At 66.7% G+C, this 15285-nt stretch carries 15 protein-coding genes; 6 read left to right on the top strand and 9 right to left on the bottom strand.

All coding sequences use genetic code 11. From position 1 onward, the window contains the following. The first annotated feature begins 37 nt into the window (after positions 1-37). Positions 38-616 (top strand): GNAT family N-acetyltransferase, encoded by a 579-nt coding sequence (locus ACZK4Z_RS07810; protein ID WP_049421510.1) that lies wholly within the window; start codon positions 38-40, stop codon positions 614-616. A gap of 109 nt (positions 617-725) precedes the next feature. Continuing rightward, positions 726-2222, top strand: a complete 1497-nt coding sequence (locus ACZK4Z_RS07805; RefSeq protein WP_329893765.1) for a S10 family peptidase — start codon at positions 726-728, stop codon at positions 2220-2222. Positions 2223-2594: 372 nt separating this feature from the next. Here the strand turns inward: ACZK4Z_RS07805 and ACZK4Z_RS07800 are convergent, their stop codons facing one another. Beyond that, positions 2595-3716, bottom strand: coding sequence for an inorganic phosphate transporter (locus tag ACZK4Z_RS07800; protein WP_049421504.1), 1122 nt, complete (start codon positions 3714-3716; stop codon positions 2595-2597). Positions 3717-3729: 13 nt separating this feature from the next. Next, a complete protein-coding gene (locus ACZK4Z_RS07795) occupies positions 3730-4356 on the bottom strand; it encodes a DUF47 domain-containing protein (protein WP_004152833.1) in 627 nt (208 codons plus the stop codon). A gap of 292 nt (positions 4357-4648) precedes the next feature. Between ACZK4Z_RS07795 and ACZK4Z_RS07790 the strand changes: the two genes are divergently transcribed. Together ACZK4Z_RS07790 and ACZK4Z_RS07785 are read left to right on the top strand one after the other, a co-directional pair. Beyond that, complete coding sequence (locus ACZK4Z_RS07790; RefSeq protein ID WP_049462710.1) at positions 4649-5953, top strand: hemolysin family protein; 1305 nt, start codon at positions 4649-4651, stop codon at positions 5951-5953. Continuing rightward, positions 5937-6596 (top strand): exopolysaccharide biosynthesis protein, encoded by a 660-nt coding sequence (locus tag ACZK4Z_RS07785; protein WP_043034336.1) that lies wholly within the window; start codon positions 5937-5939, stop codon positions 6594-6596. The genes ACZK4Z_RS07790 and ACZK4Z_RS07785 overlap by 17 nt, the downstream gene beginning before the upstream one ends. A gap of 92 nt (positions 6597-6688) precedes the next feature. On the opposite strand, the gene ACZK4Z_RS07780 is transcribed toward ACZK4Z_RS07785, so the two are convergent. From ACZK4Z_RS07780 to ACZK4Z_RS07765, 4 genes are all read right to left on the bottom strand, one after another. Continuing rightward, complete coding sequence (locus ACZK4Z_RS07780) at positions 6689-7186, bottom strand: pyridoxamine 5'-phosphate oxidase family protein (protein WP_478451317.1); 498 nt, start codon at positions 7184-7186, stop codon at positions 6689-6691. 68 nt (positions 7187-7254) lie between these two features. Further along, the gene (locus ACZK4Z_RS07775; protein ID WP_049400370.1) at positions 7255-8250 is read right to left on the bottom strand and encodes an LLM class flavin-dependent oxidoreductase; all 996 of its coding nucleotides are present in this window, start codon (positions 8248-8250) and stop codon (positions 7255-7257) included. Positions 8251-8449: 199 nt separating this feature from the next. Beyond that, positions 8450-9217, bottom strand: coding sequence for a sulfurtransferase (locus ACZK4Z_RS07770; protein ID WP_478451316.1), 768 nt, complete (start codon positions 9215-9217; stop codon positions 8450-8452). 301 nt (positions 9218-9518) lie between these two features. Then, positions 9519-9884, bottom strand: coding sequence for a DUF6164 family protein (locus ACZK4Z_RS07765; protein WP_094000077.1), 366 nt, complete (start codon positions 9882-9884; stop codon positions 9519-9521). 70 nt (positions 9885-9954) lie between these two features. Here ACZK4Z_RS07765 and ACZK4Z_RS07760 point away from each other — a divergent pair, with 70 nt between their 5' ends. Continuing rightward, entirely contained in the window at positions 9955-10389 is a 435-nt protein-coding gene (locus ACZK4Z_RS07760) for an FKBP-type peptidyl-prolyl cis-trans isomerase (RefSeq protein ID WP_478451314.1), read from the top strand. Continuing rightward, entirely contained in the window at positions 10376-11623 is a 1248-nt protein-coding gene (locus tag ACZK4Z_RS07755) for a TIGR03862 family flavoprotein (protein WP_478451313.1), read from the top strand. The genes ACZK4Z_RS07760 and ACZK4Z_RS07755 overlap by 14 nt, the downstream gene beginning before the upstream one ends. A gap of 108 nt (positions 11624-11731) precedes the next feature. On the opposite strand, the gene ACZK4Z_RS07750 is transcribed toward ACZK4Z_RS07755, so the two are convergent. The 3 genes from ACZK4Z_RS07750 to ACZK4Z_RS07740 form a co-directional block, all read right to left on the bottom strand. Then, on the bottom strand, positions 11732-12193 hold the full coding sequence (locus tag ACZK4Z_RS07750) for a GNAT family N-acetyltransferase (RefSeq protein WP_478451311.1): 462 nt from the start codon (positions 12191-12193) through the stop codon (positions 11732-11734). Positions 12194-12268: 75 nt separating this feature from the next. Next, positions 12269-13891, bottom strand: a complete 1623-nt coding sequence (locus tag ACZK4Z_RS07745; protein WP_049420983.1) for an FMN-binding glutamate synthase family protein — start codon at positions 13889-13891, stop codon at positions 12269-12271. 55 nt (positions 13892-13946) lie between these two features. Continuing rightward, positions 13947-15233, bottom strand: coding sequence for a nucleotide sugar dehydrogenase (locus ACZK4Z_RS07740; RefSeq protein WP_293792576.1), 1287 nt, complete (start codon positions 15231-15233; stop codon positions 13947-13949). Positions 15234-15285: the final 52 nt, after the last annotated feature.

The following is a 15285-nucleotide window of genomic DNA, read 5'->3' as shown; positions in this document are numbered from 1 at the left end:
GCGCCATAATGCGCGTCCATCTGTGTGGACCATCGTATTGGCCAGCCACTCGCTGCTGTTCCCGGGCCTGCCGCTGCACAGCGCGCGCCTGGTCCTGAGCCCGATCCGCCGCGACGATGCGGCCGCCCTGTTCGCGATCCAGTCCGATCCGGACGTGATGCGGTTCTGGAACCACCCGGCGTGGACACGACCGGCCGAAGCGCGCGCGCAGATCGACGATGACCTGGCGGCACAGGCCACCGGCACCCAGCTCAAGCTGGCCGTGCGCGAAACGCTGGACGGCCCGTTGCTGGGCATCTGCGTGGTGTTCGCCCTGGATCGCGATGCCGCTCGTGCCGAGATCGGCTACCTGCTGGCCCCCGACAGGCAAGGCCAGGGCTACATGCACGAAGCGCTGCAGCATCTGCTGGACTACCTGTTCCAGACTCTGCGCCTGCATCGCGTGGAAGCCGAAGTCGACCCGCGCAACCGGCCCTCGGCACACGTGCTTGAACGGCTGGGCTTCCACCTGGAGGGCGTGCTGCGGCAGCGCTGGCGCATCCAGGGCGAACTGTCCGATTCGGCGGTATACGGCCTGCTGGCTGACGACGACGTGCGCACACCCCTGCCCGCTTGACCCAATCTGGCCAGTGGCGGCCTCGACGCGCGGCCATGCCTTTGGACACATACGACATGCCCTCCACCGGCCTAGCATCGGAACCCCCTTCCGCTGCCAATCCGGTGCCATGAAGTCCCTGCTGCATACTGCCGCGCTCTGCGTCGGCCTGCTCATCGCCCCTGCCAGCGTGCTGGCCGCGCCTGACGCCGAGGCCACGCCCGACCCGAAAGACGACAAGACCGAAGCGCCCGCGCTGCCCGCCGATGCGTCGGCCCGCCAGAGCATGCGCCTGGCCGGCCGCACCCTGGACTACACCGCCACCGTCGGCACCCTGCCGGTACGCGATGCCAAGGGCAAGGTGATCGCCGACGTGGTGTTCACCGCCTACACGATGCCGGGCAAGGACCGGCCGGTGACCTTCGCGCTCAATGGCGGCCCGGGTGCATCGTCGGTCTACCTCAACATGGGCGCGATCGGGCCCAAGGTGGTCACCTTTGGTTCGGAGGGTGACAGCGCATCGGCGCCGGCCACCCTGCACGACAACCCCGGCACCTGGCTGGACTTCACCGACCTGGTGTTCATCGACCCGGTCGGCACTGGCTTCAGCCGTGCACGCATCGGCGATGACGAGGCGAAGAAGCAGCTGTACAACCCCAGCGCCGACATCGAATACCTGTCGCGCTCGATCTACGACTGGCTGCTGCGCAACCAGCGCATGGGTGCACGCAAGTACCTGACCGGCGAGAGCTACGGCGGCTACCGCGGCCCGCGCATCACCCACTTCCTGCAGACCCGCCTGGGCGTGGCGATGAACGGCCTGGTGCTGGTGTCGCCCTACCTGAGCCCGACCCTGGAAGACAACGCCGATGTCTCACCGATGGCGTGGATGCAGACGCTGCCGTCGATCGCTGCAGCGCACCTGGAGCGCCAGGGCAAACTGACCGATGCGGCGATGCGCGACGTGGTGGAATACACCCGGGGCGACTACGCCACTGCGCTGATGAAGGGCCGCAGCGATCCGCAGGCGACCGAGGCGATGCTGCGCCGGGTGACCGAGCTGACCGGGCTGGACCCGCAGTTCGTGCGCCGCGCCGGTGGCCGACTGGAGACGCAGGCCTATCTGCGTGAGGTGTTCCGCGACAAGGGCACGCTGGGCAGCCGCTACGACTCCAACGTGACCGCGTTCGATCCGTTCCCGAATGATCCGGAACAGCGCGCCAACGATCCGCTGCTGGACAGCATCATCGCGCCGACCACCACGGCGATGGTCGACTTCGTCACGCGCGTGGTCGGCTGGAAGGTGGACTCCCGCTACCAGGCGCTGAACTACGAGGTGAACCGGTTGTGGGACCGCAACGGTGATCTGCGCCAGGGAGCGGTGACCCAGCTGCGGCAGGCGGTGGCGATCGATCCGCATCTGCAGGTGCTGATCGTGCATGGCTGGAATGATCTGTCGTGCCCGTTCATGGGGTCGATCCTGACGGTGGACCAGATGCCGGCGATGGGCAGCAATCCGGACCGGGTGCAGGTGCGCAGCTATCCGGGCGGGCACATGTTCTACAGCCGGGCGGACAGCCAGGCGGCGTTCCGCAGGGATGTGCAGGCGTTGTTCCAGCGTAACTGAGGGTGGTGGTGGCCGGGCCTGCGGCCCGGCACCCGCTGGGGATCAACTGCCACTGCAACAGCAAGAGCTGGCATTCCGTGGGTTGGCGGGGTGGGATGGGCAGGCGGGGGACGGCAAAAACTGCTCCTGCGTGCCTCGTAGAGCGCCATCCATGGCGCTCTGCGCCCCCGCCTGCCCATCCCACCCCGCCTTCGACAGTTTCCGTGCGCTGTTGGTGGGTGCCGACCGTTGGTCGGCACGAGGCCGGATCCCTGTTTCTGCTCTGGTAGGTGTCGACCTTGGTCGACACGATGTGTCCGGAAGAATTCTCTGCCCATGAAAAAAGCCCGCCGGTATCCGGCGGGCTTTTTCGTGTGCACCTTGGCGCGGCGATCAGGTCCAGCCGAACAGCTCGAACAGCTTCAGGATCAGGTACGCACAACCACCTGCGGCCGGGATTGTCAGGATCCAGGCCCAGACGATGCGTTCGATGACGCCGAACTTCAGCGAGCGCGGGTTCTTGGCGAAGCCGACGCCCATGATCGCGGTGGAGATGCTGTGCGTGGTCGAGACTGGCATGCCGAAGTGGGCGGCCAGGGTCAGGATGGTGGCCGAGCTGGTCTCCGCGGCGAAGCCGTGGATCGGGTGCAGCTTGACCATCTTGTGACCCAGGGTCTTGATGATCTTCCAGCCGCCCGAGGCAGTACCGGCCGCCATCACCACCGCACAGGTCAGCACGATCCACATCGCGATGCCGTCACCGGCGCTGGCGTCCGGGTGCATGAAGGCCAGCCACGACGGCAGGTCATCCAGCGCACCGGTGGCCTCGGCACCGATCAGTGTCATGGCGATGATGCCCATGGTCTTCTGCGCGTCGTTGTGGCCGTGGGCGAAGCCCATGTAGGCCGCCGAGGCGATCTGCGCCTTGCCGAAGAAGGCGTTGACGATGCGCGGGCGGGCCAGACGACCGATGGCGCCACCGATCCTGGCCAGCCCGGCGATCAGGCCCCACAGCAGCACCATCACCACGATGCCGAGCAGGAAGCCGGCGATCGGCGAGGTGATCATCGGCACGAACACCTTCCACAGCAGGCCCTTGTTCTGCGCCCAGCTGCCCAGGCGCTCGGACCAGATCAGGGCGTCCCAGTTGTTGTGGGCAGCGGCCAGGCCGGCGCCGCAGAGGCCACCGATCAGGGCGTGCGAGGACGAGGACGGCAGGCCCTTCCACCAGGTGATCAGGTTCCAGATGATGCCGCCCAGCAGGGCGCACAGGATCACCTGCGGGGTGACGTCGACCACGTTGGTGTTGAGCAGGCCCGAAGCGATGGTCAGCGCCACCGCGGTACCGGTCAGTGCACCGATGAGGTTCATGAAGGCGGCCAGCATCACCGCCCAGCCGGGCGAGAGCACCTTGGTCGCCACCACGGTGGCAATGGAGTTGGCGGTGTCGTGGAAGCCGTTGATGAACTCGAAGACGAGCGCGGCCAGGATCACCACCAGGACAAGGGTCAACATGCGGCGGCGTCCGTCAGCTGTTCTTCAACACGATCTGGTACGCCACCACGCCGGCCTCGCGGCAGCGGTCGATGGCCTTTTCCAGGATCTCGAAGAATTCCTTCAGCAGGAACATCTGCAGGTTGTCCAGGCGGCCCGAGTAGATGTCGCGGTACAGCTCGAGCATCAGGCGGTCGGCCTCGTTCTCCAGCGAACGCAGCTTCTCGTTGAGAGCGGTCATCCGGTCCAGGTTCATGTGGCGCAGGTCGGCCACCATCTCCACCACCACGCCGGCAGCCTGTTCCAGCATCGCCGCGCGCGGCGCGAAGTCGATGTGCTCCAGGTGGGTCGTGGCCAGCGAATAGCGATCGGCGAACTTCTCGATCTGCTTCGGAATCTTGTACAGCGCCGAGCCCAGCGCTTCGATGTCTTCGCGCTCGATCGGGGTCATGAAGCTGTCCACCAGCGCCTGGCTGATCTTGTCCGAGGCCGCGCGTTCGCGCAGGCGGGCCAGCTTGAACGCGTCCAGCGCGGGCTGGCGGTCGGCCTCGCGCAGCATGGAATGCAGCGCCTTGGCGGCGTCGGAAGCCGCGACGGCAGCCTCATCGAGCAGGGTGTAGAACTGTTTGCCGGAACCGAAAATGGTCTGCAGAGAGAACATTGAGAAACCTGTCAGCCGTCGCGGGAAGGACGGCACCAGACGGAATTATGACGGCTAGATGACCATCACGGGTATCCCTGCCCCCTTCCGGGGCTCTGGAAGCCCCAACCTGAACAGGCGGTTGCCACCCTGCCACGCCCCTTTGCTAAGATGCCAGCGCGCCTTCGGGCGCACCTTATGGACGACGACCCTTACCCCCCTGCGCCGCGCCGGACCCTGTTCCTGAGCGCCAGCCGCCATCGCAAGCACCCGCCCTCCCTGCCACCAACCGGGGACGACGCCCGTGTTTGAAATGATCCTGATTGTCTTCGCGCTCGTTCTGCTGAACGGCTTCTTCGCCATGTCCGAGATGTCGGTCATGACCTCGCGCAAGAGCCGCCTGAAGCAGATGGCCGCCACCTCCAAGCGTGCCGCCAAGGCGCTGGAGCTGTCGGAGAAGCCGGAGAGCTTCCTGTCCACTGTGCAGATCGGCATCACCGTGATCGGCGTGCTGACCGGCTACCTCGGTGGTGAAGCACTGGGTGAAGCCTTCGCCGGCTGGATCCAGGGCCTGATGCCGGGCTTTGCCTACGCCGGCAACGTCGGTACCACGCTGGCGGTCAGCCTGATCACCTTCATCACGCTGATCTTCGGCGAACTGGTGCCCAAGCGCCTGGCACTGACCCGCTCGGAGGCCATTGCCGGCCTGGTGGCGATGCCGATGAGCTGGCTGGCCAAGCTGGCCCTGCCCTTCGTCTGGCTGCTGTCCAAGACCACCCAGCTGGTGCTGCGCCTGTTCGGCCTGGGCAAGGATGAAGTCGCCTCGGTGACTGAAGAAGAGATCCGCATGCTGGTGGCCGAGAGCCACGAGGCCGGTGTGATCGACGCCCACGAGCGCGACATGATGAACCGCGTCATGCGCCTGGGCGACCGCACCGCCGACAGCCTGATGACCCCGCGCAACCGTATCGCCTGGCTGGATACTCAGGCTGGGCTGGAGCGCAACCTGGAAATCATGGCCGAGCACGAGTTCTCGCGCTACCCGGTGCTGCGCGACAACGACATGGACGTGGTCGGCGTGCTTGAACTGAAATCGCTGGCCACACGCATGGCGCGCGGCGACAACGCGCTGTTCCAGACCCTGCGCGAACCGCTGTACGTGTCTGAATCCACCCACGCGATGAAGCTGCTGGAGATCTTCCGCGAGGAACAGCAGTCGATGGCGCTGGTGGTGGACGAGTACGGCGAAATCCAGGGCCTGGTGACCATCAGCGACCTGATGGGCGCGGTGGTCGGCCGCCTGCAGGCGGTGGAGAACGCCGACGAAGATGCGTTGGTGGTGACCCGCGAAGACGGTTCGCTGCTGGTGGACGGCTCGCTGCCGATCGAGGACCTGCGCGAGCTGATCGGCAGCAACGATCTGCCCGATGCCGAGGATGGCGATTACTACACGCTGGCCGGCATGTGCATCCACTACTTCGGCCGCATCCCGCACGCGGGCGAGTACTTCGACTGGGCCGGCTGGCGCTTCGAGGTGGTCGACCTGGATGGTGCACGGGTGGACAAGCTGCTGCTGCGCACGTTGTCCGACGAGCAGGCCGATGAGCTCACCGCCTGAGGCCGGCAAGGGTCCGGGCGACGAACGCCCGGCCTACCGCAACGAGGGCATCCGTACCCTGCTGGAGATGTTCGCCTCTGGCGATCCCGCCGAGCACATGCCGCTGGGCCAGATCCTCGGCAACCTGCAGCAGAGCGCGTTCGGCGTGTTCCTGTTCGTGGCGATCCTGCCGTCGTTCATCCCGATCCCGGGCATGGGCGGCGCGGTCAGCGGCCCACTGGTGGTCCTGATCGGCCTGCAGATGCTGTTCTGCCTGCGCCGGCCCTGGCTGCCCGGCTTCATTGCCCGCCGCGGGCCGAAGCGCGGCACCATGCATCGTTTCCTGGACCGCATCGACCGCCCGCTGCGGCGCCTGGACAAGATGCTGAAACCCCGCCTGCCGCAACTGCTGACACCGCTGATGGCGCACGCCTTCACCGGCCTGCTGCTGGTGCTGCTGGGCCTGCTGCTGTCGTTGCCGATTCCCTTCACCAATTTCCTGTTCGGCTTCCAGCTGCTGCTGTTCTCGCTGGCGCTGCTGGAACGCGATGGCGCGCTGATGCTGTTCAACTGGATCGCCGCCGTGGCAGCGATCGCCTTCTTCGGTTTCAGTTCGGGGCAGCTGGTGGGTTATACGGTGGAGCTGTTCCAGCGCTGGTTCTGATCCGGAATCCGGTAGAGCCGGCCGCTGGCCGGCTGCCACGTTTCCAGGTTTGCCGGCCAGCAGCCGGCACTACCAATACCGGACATCGGCCATCATCGAAGGTCGATGAATCCGTTGTCGGCCAACGCCGCCGGTTCGTCCTGCACGGCTGACAGTACGAAACTCAGCGCTGTGCCCAGCAGCGTGCCCGGTCCATCCCAGTACTCGGCCGAGTCGGCGCGCACCTGGATCAGGCGCAGGTTCGGGTCGTCCTTGCCGCCCGGGAAGAACAGCTTCATCGCTGGCGACCACAGTTCCTCGATCTTCGCGCGATCATCAACCACGCGCGCGCGCCCGGCCAACGACACATAGGTGTTCTTCGATGGCGAGGCATAGGCCACGTTGACGCGCGGGTCGAGCGCAATCTCGGCCACCTTCGGGCTGTCGGCAGTGATGACGAACCACAGATCACCGTCGAAGGTGACCTGCTGGGTGGCCAGCGGCCGGCTGTAGAGGCGGCCGTCGACGCCGGTGGTGGTAAACATCGCCACCTCCACGTCCTTGATCAGTTCTGCCAGTTGGGCAATGTGTTCGGCGCGGGTGTCGGCCATGTGGGGGCTCCTTCGATATGAGCCCCCATCAGACGCGGTTCGGCCGCAATGGGCCGTGACGCAATTGTTCAGCCCGCGTGGCGGGCGTGCCAGGCCTGCATCGCCAGTTCGAACGAGCGCAGGCGCGCACGGTGGTCATACAGGTTGGCGGTGAGCATCAGCTCGTCCGGCTTGTGGCGCTCGACAAACGCGGCGATGCCTTCCGCCACCTGCTGCGGATCCCCCAGCACGGTGCAGGCCAGTGCCCGCTCCACGCCCACTTTTTCGTGCGGCTCCCAGAAGGACTCGATGTCGTCGATGGGTGCCGGAATCTTGCCCGGTCGGCCACGACGCAGGTTCACGAAACTCTGCTGCTGGCTGGTGAACAGGCGCCGCGATTCAGCTTCGCTGTCGCTGGCAACGACGTTCAGGGCCAGCATCGCGTGCGGCTGCTTCAGCGTGGCCGAGGGGCGGAACTCGCGTCGGTATACCGCCAGCGCTTCGTCCATCACGTCCGGTGCGAAGTGCGAGGCGAACGCGTATGGCAGGCCCATCGACGCGGCCATGCGCGCACCGAACAGGCTGGAACCGAGGATCCAGGTCGGCACCCGCAGGCCACCACCCGGAACCGCCTGCACCGCCTGCCCGGGCTGTACCGGTTCGAAGTAATGCAGCAGCTCGCGCACGTCCTGCGGGAACTGGTCGGCGCTGTCGAAATAGCGGCGCAGTGCACGCGCGGTCGGCTGATCGGTGCCCGGTGCACGGCCCAGGCCGAGGTCGATGCGGTCCGGATACAGCGAGGCGAGCGTGCCGAACTGCTCGGCCACCTGCAGCGGCGCATGGTTGGGCAGCATGATGCCGCCGGCACCGACGCGGATGCGCTTTGTGCCACCTGCCACGTGACCGATCAGCACGGCGGTGGCCGCGCTGGCGATGCCGGGCATGTTGTGGTGTTCGGCCAGCCAGTAGCGGCGGTAGCCCAGCGCATCGGCGTGCTGGGCCAGTTCCAGCATGTTGGCGAAGGCAGCGGTGGTGTCACTGCCCTCGCAGACCGGGGCCAGGTCAAGGATCGACAACGGGATCATCAGCAGTTTTCCGTCACAGGATCCCCCATGCATGGGGTCGGTCGGGCGCGGCGGCCAGTGACGGTGGCGGGATGCTGATTCCCGTGGGACGGGTTCAGGGCTGACCGCGCTGATCCGGTAGTGCCGGCCGCTGGCCGGCAGGCAACCTGCCCTGGCAGCCGGCCAGCGGCCGGCTCTACCGGGGAATCGACGTCCCGGCTTAGAACGCGCTGGGGCGCGGCTCCGGCAGCGGCTGGTCGACCATAGGCTTCAGCTCGGCATCCAGCGCTACGCGCTCGTCGAACACGAAGCAGCGGCCTTCGTAACCTTCGCCGCCCACCTCCTCGAAGTAGCCGAGGATGCCGCCGTCGAGCTGCAGCACATTGTCCATGCCATCGTTGACCATCCACAGCGCGGCCTTCTCGCAGCGGATGCCGCCGGTGCAGAAACTGACCACGGTGCTGTCCTTCAGCGCTTCGCGGTGCGGCGCCAATGCCTCGGGCAGGTTGGTGAACTTGTGGATGGGCAGCACCAGCGCATCCTTGAAGGTGCCGTACTCCACTTCCTGCTGGTTGCGCGTATCAAGCATCACCACCGGCTTGCCGGCGTCATCATGCCCCTGCCGCAACCAGCGCTGCACGGTAGCCGGATCGACCGCCGGTGCACGCGGATACTCCAGCGGCTGGCCGTCATCACGGCGGAAGCTGATGATCTCGTCCTTCACCTTGGCCTTCAGCCGCGCGAACGGCTGATGCTCGCTCAGGCTGGTCTTGACCCGCATATCGGCAAAGCGCGCATCGGCATGCAGCGCGGCATAGAAACTTTCGACCGCCTCCGGCGCACCCGCCAGGAACAGGTTCAACCCCTCGCCCGCCACCAGGATCGTGCCGCGCAGCTGCGCCGCCTCGGCACGCGCCAGCAGCTGGTCGCACAGGGCCTGGGGGGCGTCGATGACGGCGAAATGGTAGGCAGCGGTATTGGCGATCATGCCGCCATTTTAGCGCCTCCCGCCCACACAGACAGATTCAGGGGGTCAGAGCCCTCTGCGCGGCAGAGGAATCCGACCCCCGGCAGGTACCCAGAACTTGTCAGAGGCAGGGCGGTGTGGGCAGGCGGGACCGTTGGCGCCATGGATGGCGCCATCGAGCCCCCATGGACGGGTTTACGGCGTGTCCCGCCTGCCCACACCGCCCTGCCCACCACGGATTGCCTGCTGTTGCTGTTGTAGTTGCTGTTGTAGTTGCCCTGGCATCGGCGGGTGCCGGGTGCAACCCGGCCAGAAGCCCCCCTTACCCCCGCAACAGCACGAACGGCAGCAGCACCAGCGCCGCCGCACCGGCCATCGCCAGCAGCACCAGCACCACATATGCCGGCCGGCGCCGGAACAGGCTGCCGAAGGTCTCCGCCGTCCCCTCGCGCAAGGCCTGCTCGCGCTCGGCACGGATGCGCGGCCCGCGTTCGGCCTGGTACTCCGCCATCAGCGCCTTTGCACGCGGATGATCGGCGTCCTCGCGCAGCCACAGGCCACCATTGGAGATGCCCCACGGGCTGGGTTCGGTGCGATACCAGGCGATGCCGTGCTGGTCGAGCAGCGTGCAGACATCGGCATATTCGTCGTCGCCGACATTGCGCAGATTGAGCAGGAGTTTTGCCATGCCCCCATGATACCCGGCGCCGATGCGCTACCCTTGCCGCCCTTGCCCTGCGCCCTTCCGGAGTCGCCCGATGCGCCGCCTGCTGCTTCCCCTGCTGCTGTCCCTCGCCGCCGTTGGCTGCTCGACCGAACCGTCCGGCCCACCGCCGGGTGGCACCCTGACCACCTTCGAGCGCATCGATACCGTCCCGGGCACCGGCACCGAAGCCATTGCCGGCAACAAGGTCACCGTGCACTACACCGGCTGGATCTACGACAACCGCACCGAAACCAAGCACGGCAAGACCTTCGACAGCTCGGTCAGCCGTGGCGAACCGTTCACCTTTGCGCTCGGCGCCGGCCAGGTCATCCGCGGCTGGGATGAGGGCGTGGCCGGCATGAAGGTCGGCGGCAAGCGCACGCTGATGATCCCGCCGGACTACGGCTACGGCGACCGCCGGGTTGGCCCGATCCCGGCCGGCTCGTCGCTGGTGTTCGATGTCGAGCTGCTCGATGTCAAACCGTAATACCGCAACGCCTCCACGGGTCGCCGTCATCGGCGGCGGCCCGGCCGGCCTGTTCGCCGCCGAGCGCCTGCGCGCCGCTGGGTTGCAGGTGGACCTGTACGAGGCCAAGGGTTCGCCCGGCCGCAAGTTCCTGATCGCCGGCAAGGGCGGGCTCAACCTCACCCATTCCGATCCGCGGCCGCTGTTCGACAGCCGCTACCGCGAGCAGGCCTCTACCGTGGGACGCTGGCTGGACGGCTTCGACGCGCAGGCGCTGCGCGACTGGGCTGCCGGCTTTGGCGTGGAGACCTATGTGGGCAGCTCCGGCCGCGTGTTCCCGGTCGACCGCAAGGCAGCCCCACTGCTGCGCGGCTGGGTGCGCCGCCTGAAAGAACAGGGTGTGCGCCTGCACGCCAACCACCGCTGGATCGGATGGAGCGACGACGGCGCCCTGCGATTTGAAACCGAAGACGGCGCCGTTGAAGTGCATGCCGATGCTGCCGTGCTGGCCATGGGCGGCGGCAGCTGGCCGCAGCTGGGCAGCGACGGCGCCTGGGTCTCGCCACTGCAGGCACGTGGCGTGGACATCGCACCGCTGCAGTCGGCCAACTGCGGTTTCGACGTGGACTGGACGCCGTTCTTCGCCGAGCGCAATGCCGGCGCACCGTTGAAGCCGGTGGTCGCGCACTGGCTGGACCTGGCGGGACAACCGCAGTCGCTGCAGGGCGAGTGCGTGGCCAGCGAGTACGGCATCGAAGGCAGCCTGATCTACGCATTGGCCGCAGACCTGCGCGAGACCATCAACCGCGATGGCCACGCGATGCTGTGGCTGGACCTGGTACCGGGCCGCGATGAAGCACGCCTGCTGGCCGACCTGTCACGCCCGCGCAAGGGTCGCAGCTTCGGCGAGCACCTGCGCCGCCAGGCCGGCCTGGATGCAGTGAAAGCCGCACTGGTGTTCGAGATGCTGGGCAAGGAAGCGGGCAACGACCTGCCTGCCGTGGCAGCTACGCTCAAGCGCCTGCCCCTGCGCCTGCTGCGCCCCCGGCCGATGGCCGAGGTGATCAGCACCGCCGGTGGCGTGCGCCTGGATGCGCTGGATGATGGCCTGATGCTGCGGGCAGTGCCCGGCGTGTTCTGTGCCGGCGAGATGCTGGACTGGGAGGCGCCGACAGGTGGCTACCTGCTGACCGCGTGCTACGCCAGTGGCCTGCGTGCTGCGGAAGGCGTGATCGGGTGGCTGGCAGCGCGGTGACACCTGCGTTGTAGAGTCGAGCCATGCTCGACTGCTTTTGATTCAGGCGATAGAGCAGTCGAGCATGGCTCGACTCTACAAAAACCATCGAGCAAGCCCGACGCTACATCACCACGGCCGGCGCATGCTCACCGAGGCCAGCGCCATGCCACTGGGATGCGGATAGGTCTCCTCGCGCACGCTGATGAACCCGTGCCGTTGATAGAACGGCACGGCGTTGAGCGAGGCCGACAGCACTACCTCACGATCACGATCGGCCATCGCCAGCAGGCGCTGCATCAGCGCCTGGCCGATGCCCTTGCCGCCGCGATCCGGATCGACGAACAACGCATCAACCTCGTTGGCATCGGTATCAAACACGCCGAACCCGAGCAGGACACCCTGCCCGTCCTCGGCCACCACGCAGCCCCCCTGCGACAACAGCCGCGCGTACTGCGACGGTGGCGGCGAGGCAGACCAGGGCGCGATGACCTCGGGAGGGTAATGGCTGCTGCAGATCTCGCGCACGCAGCGCGTACGCAGGGCCCACAGCCTGGCCACATCATCCATGGTGCCGGTCCTGAACTGCATGACGCCTCCTTGTAGGGTCGAGCTTGCTCGACTGCGTGGAAAAGCAGTCGAGCATGGCTCGACGCTACAGAATCGTTATCGCGACTTGCTGGCGCGCAGCGCCTGGATCTTCGGCGGCGGCTGGAACGAGTCGCTGCGTGCATCGGCCCAGAACGCATGGAACACCGCATGGTCGGGCACCTTGTGCAGCAGTTCGCCTGGTTCCAGGTAGCGGTACAGCGAGGCCAGCGAACGGATTTCCACCGGTGAGACGCGGCGCAGGATGTGCTCCGGCCCCAGCTCGGCAGGATCGTTCAGGCCCGCCGCACACAGCAGCTCCTTCAGGGCGTGCAGCGTGTGCTCGTGGTAGCTGTACACACGGGTGGCCTTGTCCGGTGCATCCAGATGCTTCCAGCGTGCAGGGTCCTGGGTCGCGATGCCGGTCGGGCACTTGTCGGTATGGCAGCTCAGTGATTGGATGCAGCCCAGCGCGAACATGAAGCCTCGGCCGGCATTGCACCAGTCAGCCCCCAGCGCGATGGTCCGCGCGATGTCGAACGCGCTGGTGATCTTGCCGGCCGCACCGATGCGGATGCGATCGCGCAGATCCAGGCCGACCAGGGTGTTGTGCACCAACAGCAGCGCTTCGTGCATCGGCACGCCGACATGGTCGACGAACTCCGCCGGTGCCGCACCCGTGCCACCCTCGGCGCCGTCGACCACGATGAAGTCCGGCAGCAGCCCGGTTTCCTGCATCGCCTTGGCAATGCCGAACCACTCCCATGGATGGCCGATGGCCAGCTTGAAACCGACCGGCTTGCCACCGGACAGCTCGCGCAGGCGTGCAACGAACTGCAGCAGCTCGACCGGCGTCGAGAACGCCGAGTGACGCGACGGTGACACGCAGTCCACACCCATCGGCACGCCACGCGTCACCGAGATCTCGGCGGTCACCTTCGGCGCCGGCAGCACGCCACCGTGGCCGGGCTTGGCGCCCTGCGACAGCTTGATCTCGATCATCTTGACCTGATCATGGGTGGCATTGGCAACGAAGCGTTCCTCGCTGAAACCGCCCTTCTCGTCACGGCAACCGAAGTAGCCCGAGCCGATCTCCCACACCAGGTCGCCGCCCATCTCGCGGTGGTAGGGCGAGATCGAACCTTCGCCGGTGTCGTGATAGAAGCCACCGCGGCGTGCGCCTTCGTTCAGCGCGCGGATGGCATTAGCCGACAGCGAACCGAAGCTCATCGCCGAGATGTTGAACACGCTGGCCGAATAAGGCTTGGCACAGTTCGGGCCGATCAACACACGGAAGTCATGCTTGGCGATGGCGGTCGGTGCCAGCGAATGGTTGATCCACTCGTAATCCACCGCATAGGTGCTGCGCAGGGTGCCGAACGGCACCGTGTCCATCTCGTTCTTGGCGCGCTGGTAGATCAGTGCACGCTGCTGGCGCGAGAACGGCACGTCTTCCAGGTCGCTCTGCACGAAGTACTGGCGGATCTCCGGGCCGATCGATTCCAGCCCGTAGCGGAAGTGCGCCATCACCGGATAGTTGCGGCGCAGCGTGCTGCGCTTCTGCAGCAGGTCCCAGGTCCCCAGCGCCACCATCGCGGCAGTCAGGCCGACGCCCCAATACCAGGCCGGCCAGATCGTGGCCAGCCACAGGCATATCGGGAACATCAGGATGGCGAGCAGGTAGACGATATACCGGTGCATGGCTTTCCTCGGTTGCAACTGCCCCCGAGTCTACCGCGCCACCCGCTGCCAAGGCTTACAAGCGATCGTCAATCACGTTGCGCGGCCAGGCCGATTTCACGTCGTAGACCAGGCCTCCCGGCGCCAGCAGGCCCCGGATTGCGGATTCATCCATCGCCTTGAAACGGGCGTGGGCCACTGCCAGCACCACCGCGTCATAGCACCCCGCCCCGGGATCGGCCAGCCAATCCAGGCCCTCGCCGGTCAGCGCCGCCGGGCCGACCCAGGGGTCGCTGACCTCCACCTGCGCACCGGCATCACGCAGGCGTTGCGCCAGTTCCAGCGCGCGGCTGTTGCGCAGGTCCGGGCAATCCTCCTTGAAGGTCACGCCCAGCACCAGGATGCGTGCGTCCGCCGGCGCACGGCCACGCTCGGCCAGCATCGCCAGCACCCGCGCCGCCACGTGCTCGCCGACGCGGTTGTTGACCTGTCGTGCGGTGTGGATCAGGTCCGGGTGATAGCCCACGCTCTCGGACTTGTGCAGCAGATAGTACGGGTCCACGCCGATGCAGTGGCCGCCGACCAGCCCCGGCCGGAACGGCAGGAAATTCCACTTGCTGCCGGCGGCGTCCAGTACGTCCTGGGTATCGATGCCCAGCCTGTCGAAGATCAGGGCCAGCTCGTTGACCAGCGCAATGTTGACGTCGCGCTGGATGTTCTCGACCACCTTGGCCGCTTCGGCCACCCGCATCGACGGTGCCGGGAAGGTACCGGCGGCGATGATGCGCTGGTACAGACCATCAATCACCGCAGCAACTTCCGGTGTCGAGCCGGAAGTGATCTTGCGGATGTCGGCCAGGCGCCGCTGGCGGTCGCCGGGGCTGACCCGTTCCGGGCTGTAGCCGCAATAGAAGTCTTCGTTGAAGCGCAGGCCCGAACCCTGCTCCAGCAGCGGCACGCACACTTCCTCGGTGGTACCGGGGTAGACCGTGGACTCGTAGATCACCAGGTCGCCGGCGCGAAGATGACTGGCAATCAGCCGTGTCGCCGAACGCAGGGGCTCCAGGTCGGGCTGCTCGTAAGCATCGATCGGGGTCGGCACGGTGACGATGTAGACGTTGCAGGCATCGAGCAGTGCCGGATCGCTGCCGTACTGCAGCAGCTGCGCACTGGCCAGCTCGTCGGATTCCATTTCCAGCGTGTGGTCCTGGCCGTTGCGCAGCTCGGCGATGCGACCGGCATCGATATCGAAACCCAACGTCGGCCACTGCCGGCCAAACGCCACCGCCAACGGCAGGCCGACGTAGCCCAGGCCGATCACCGCAAACCGGGGTGCGCTGGCCGCCGCTACCGGCGCACTCATCGGCACATCCCGCGCAACGGATGCGATCGCACATACGCTGCCATGGCCTCGG

It is taken from the genome of Stenotrophomonas sp. 71799_Sma, from assembly GCF_056482505.1.
This window is presented reverse-complemented; position numbering and strand designations above follow the sequence as displayed.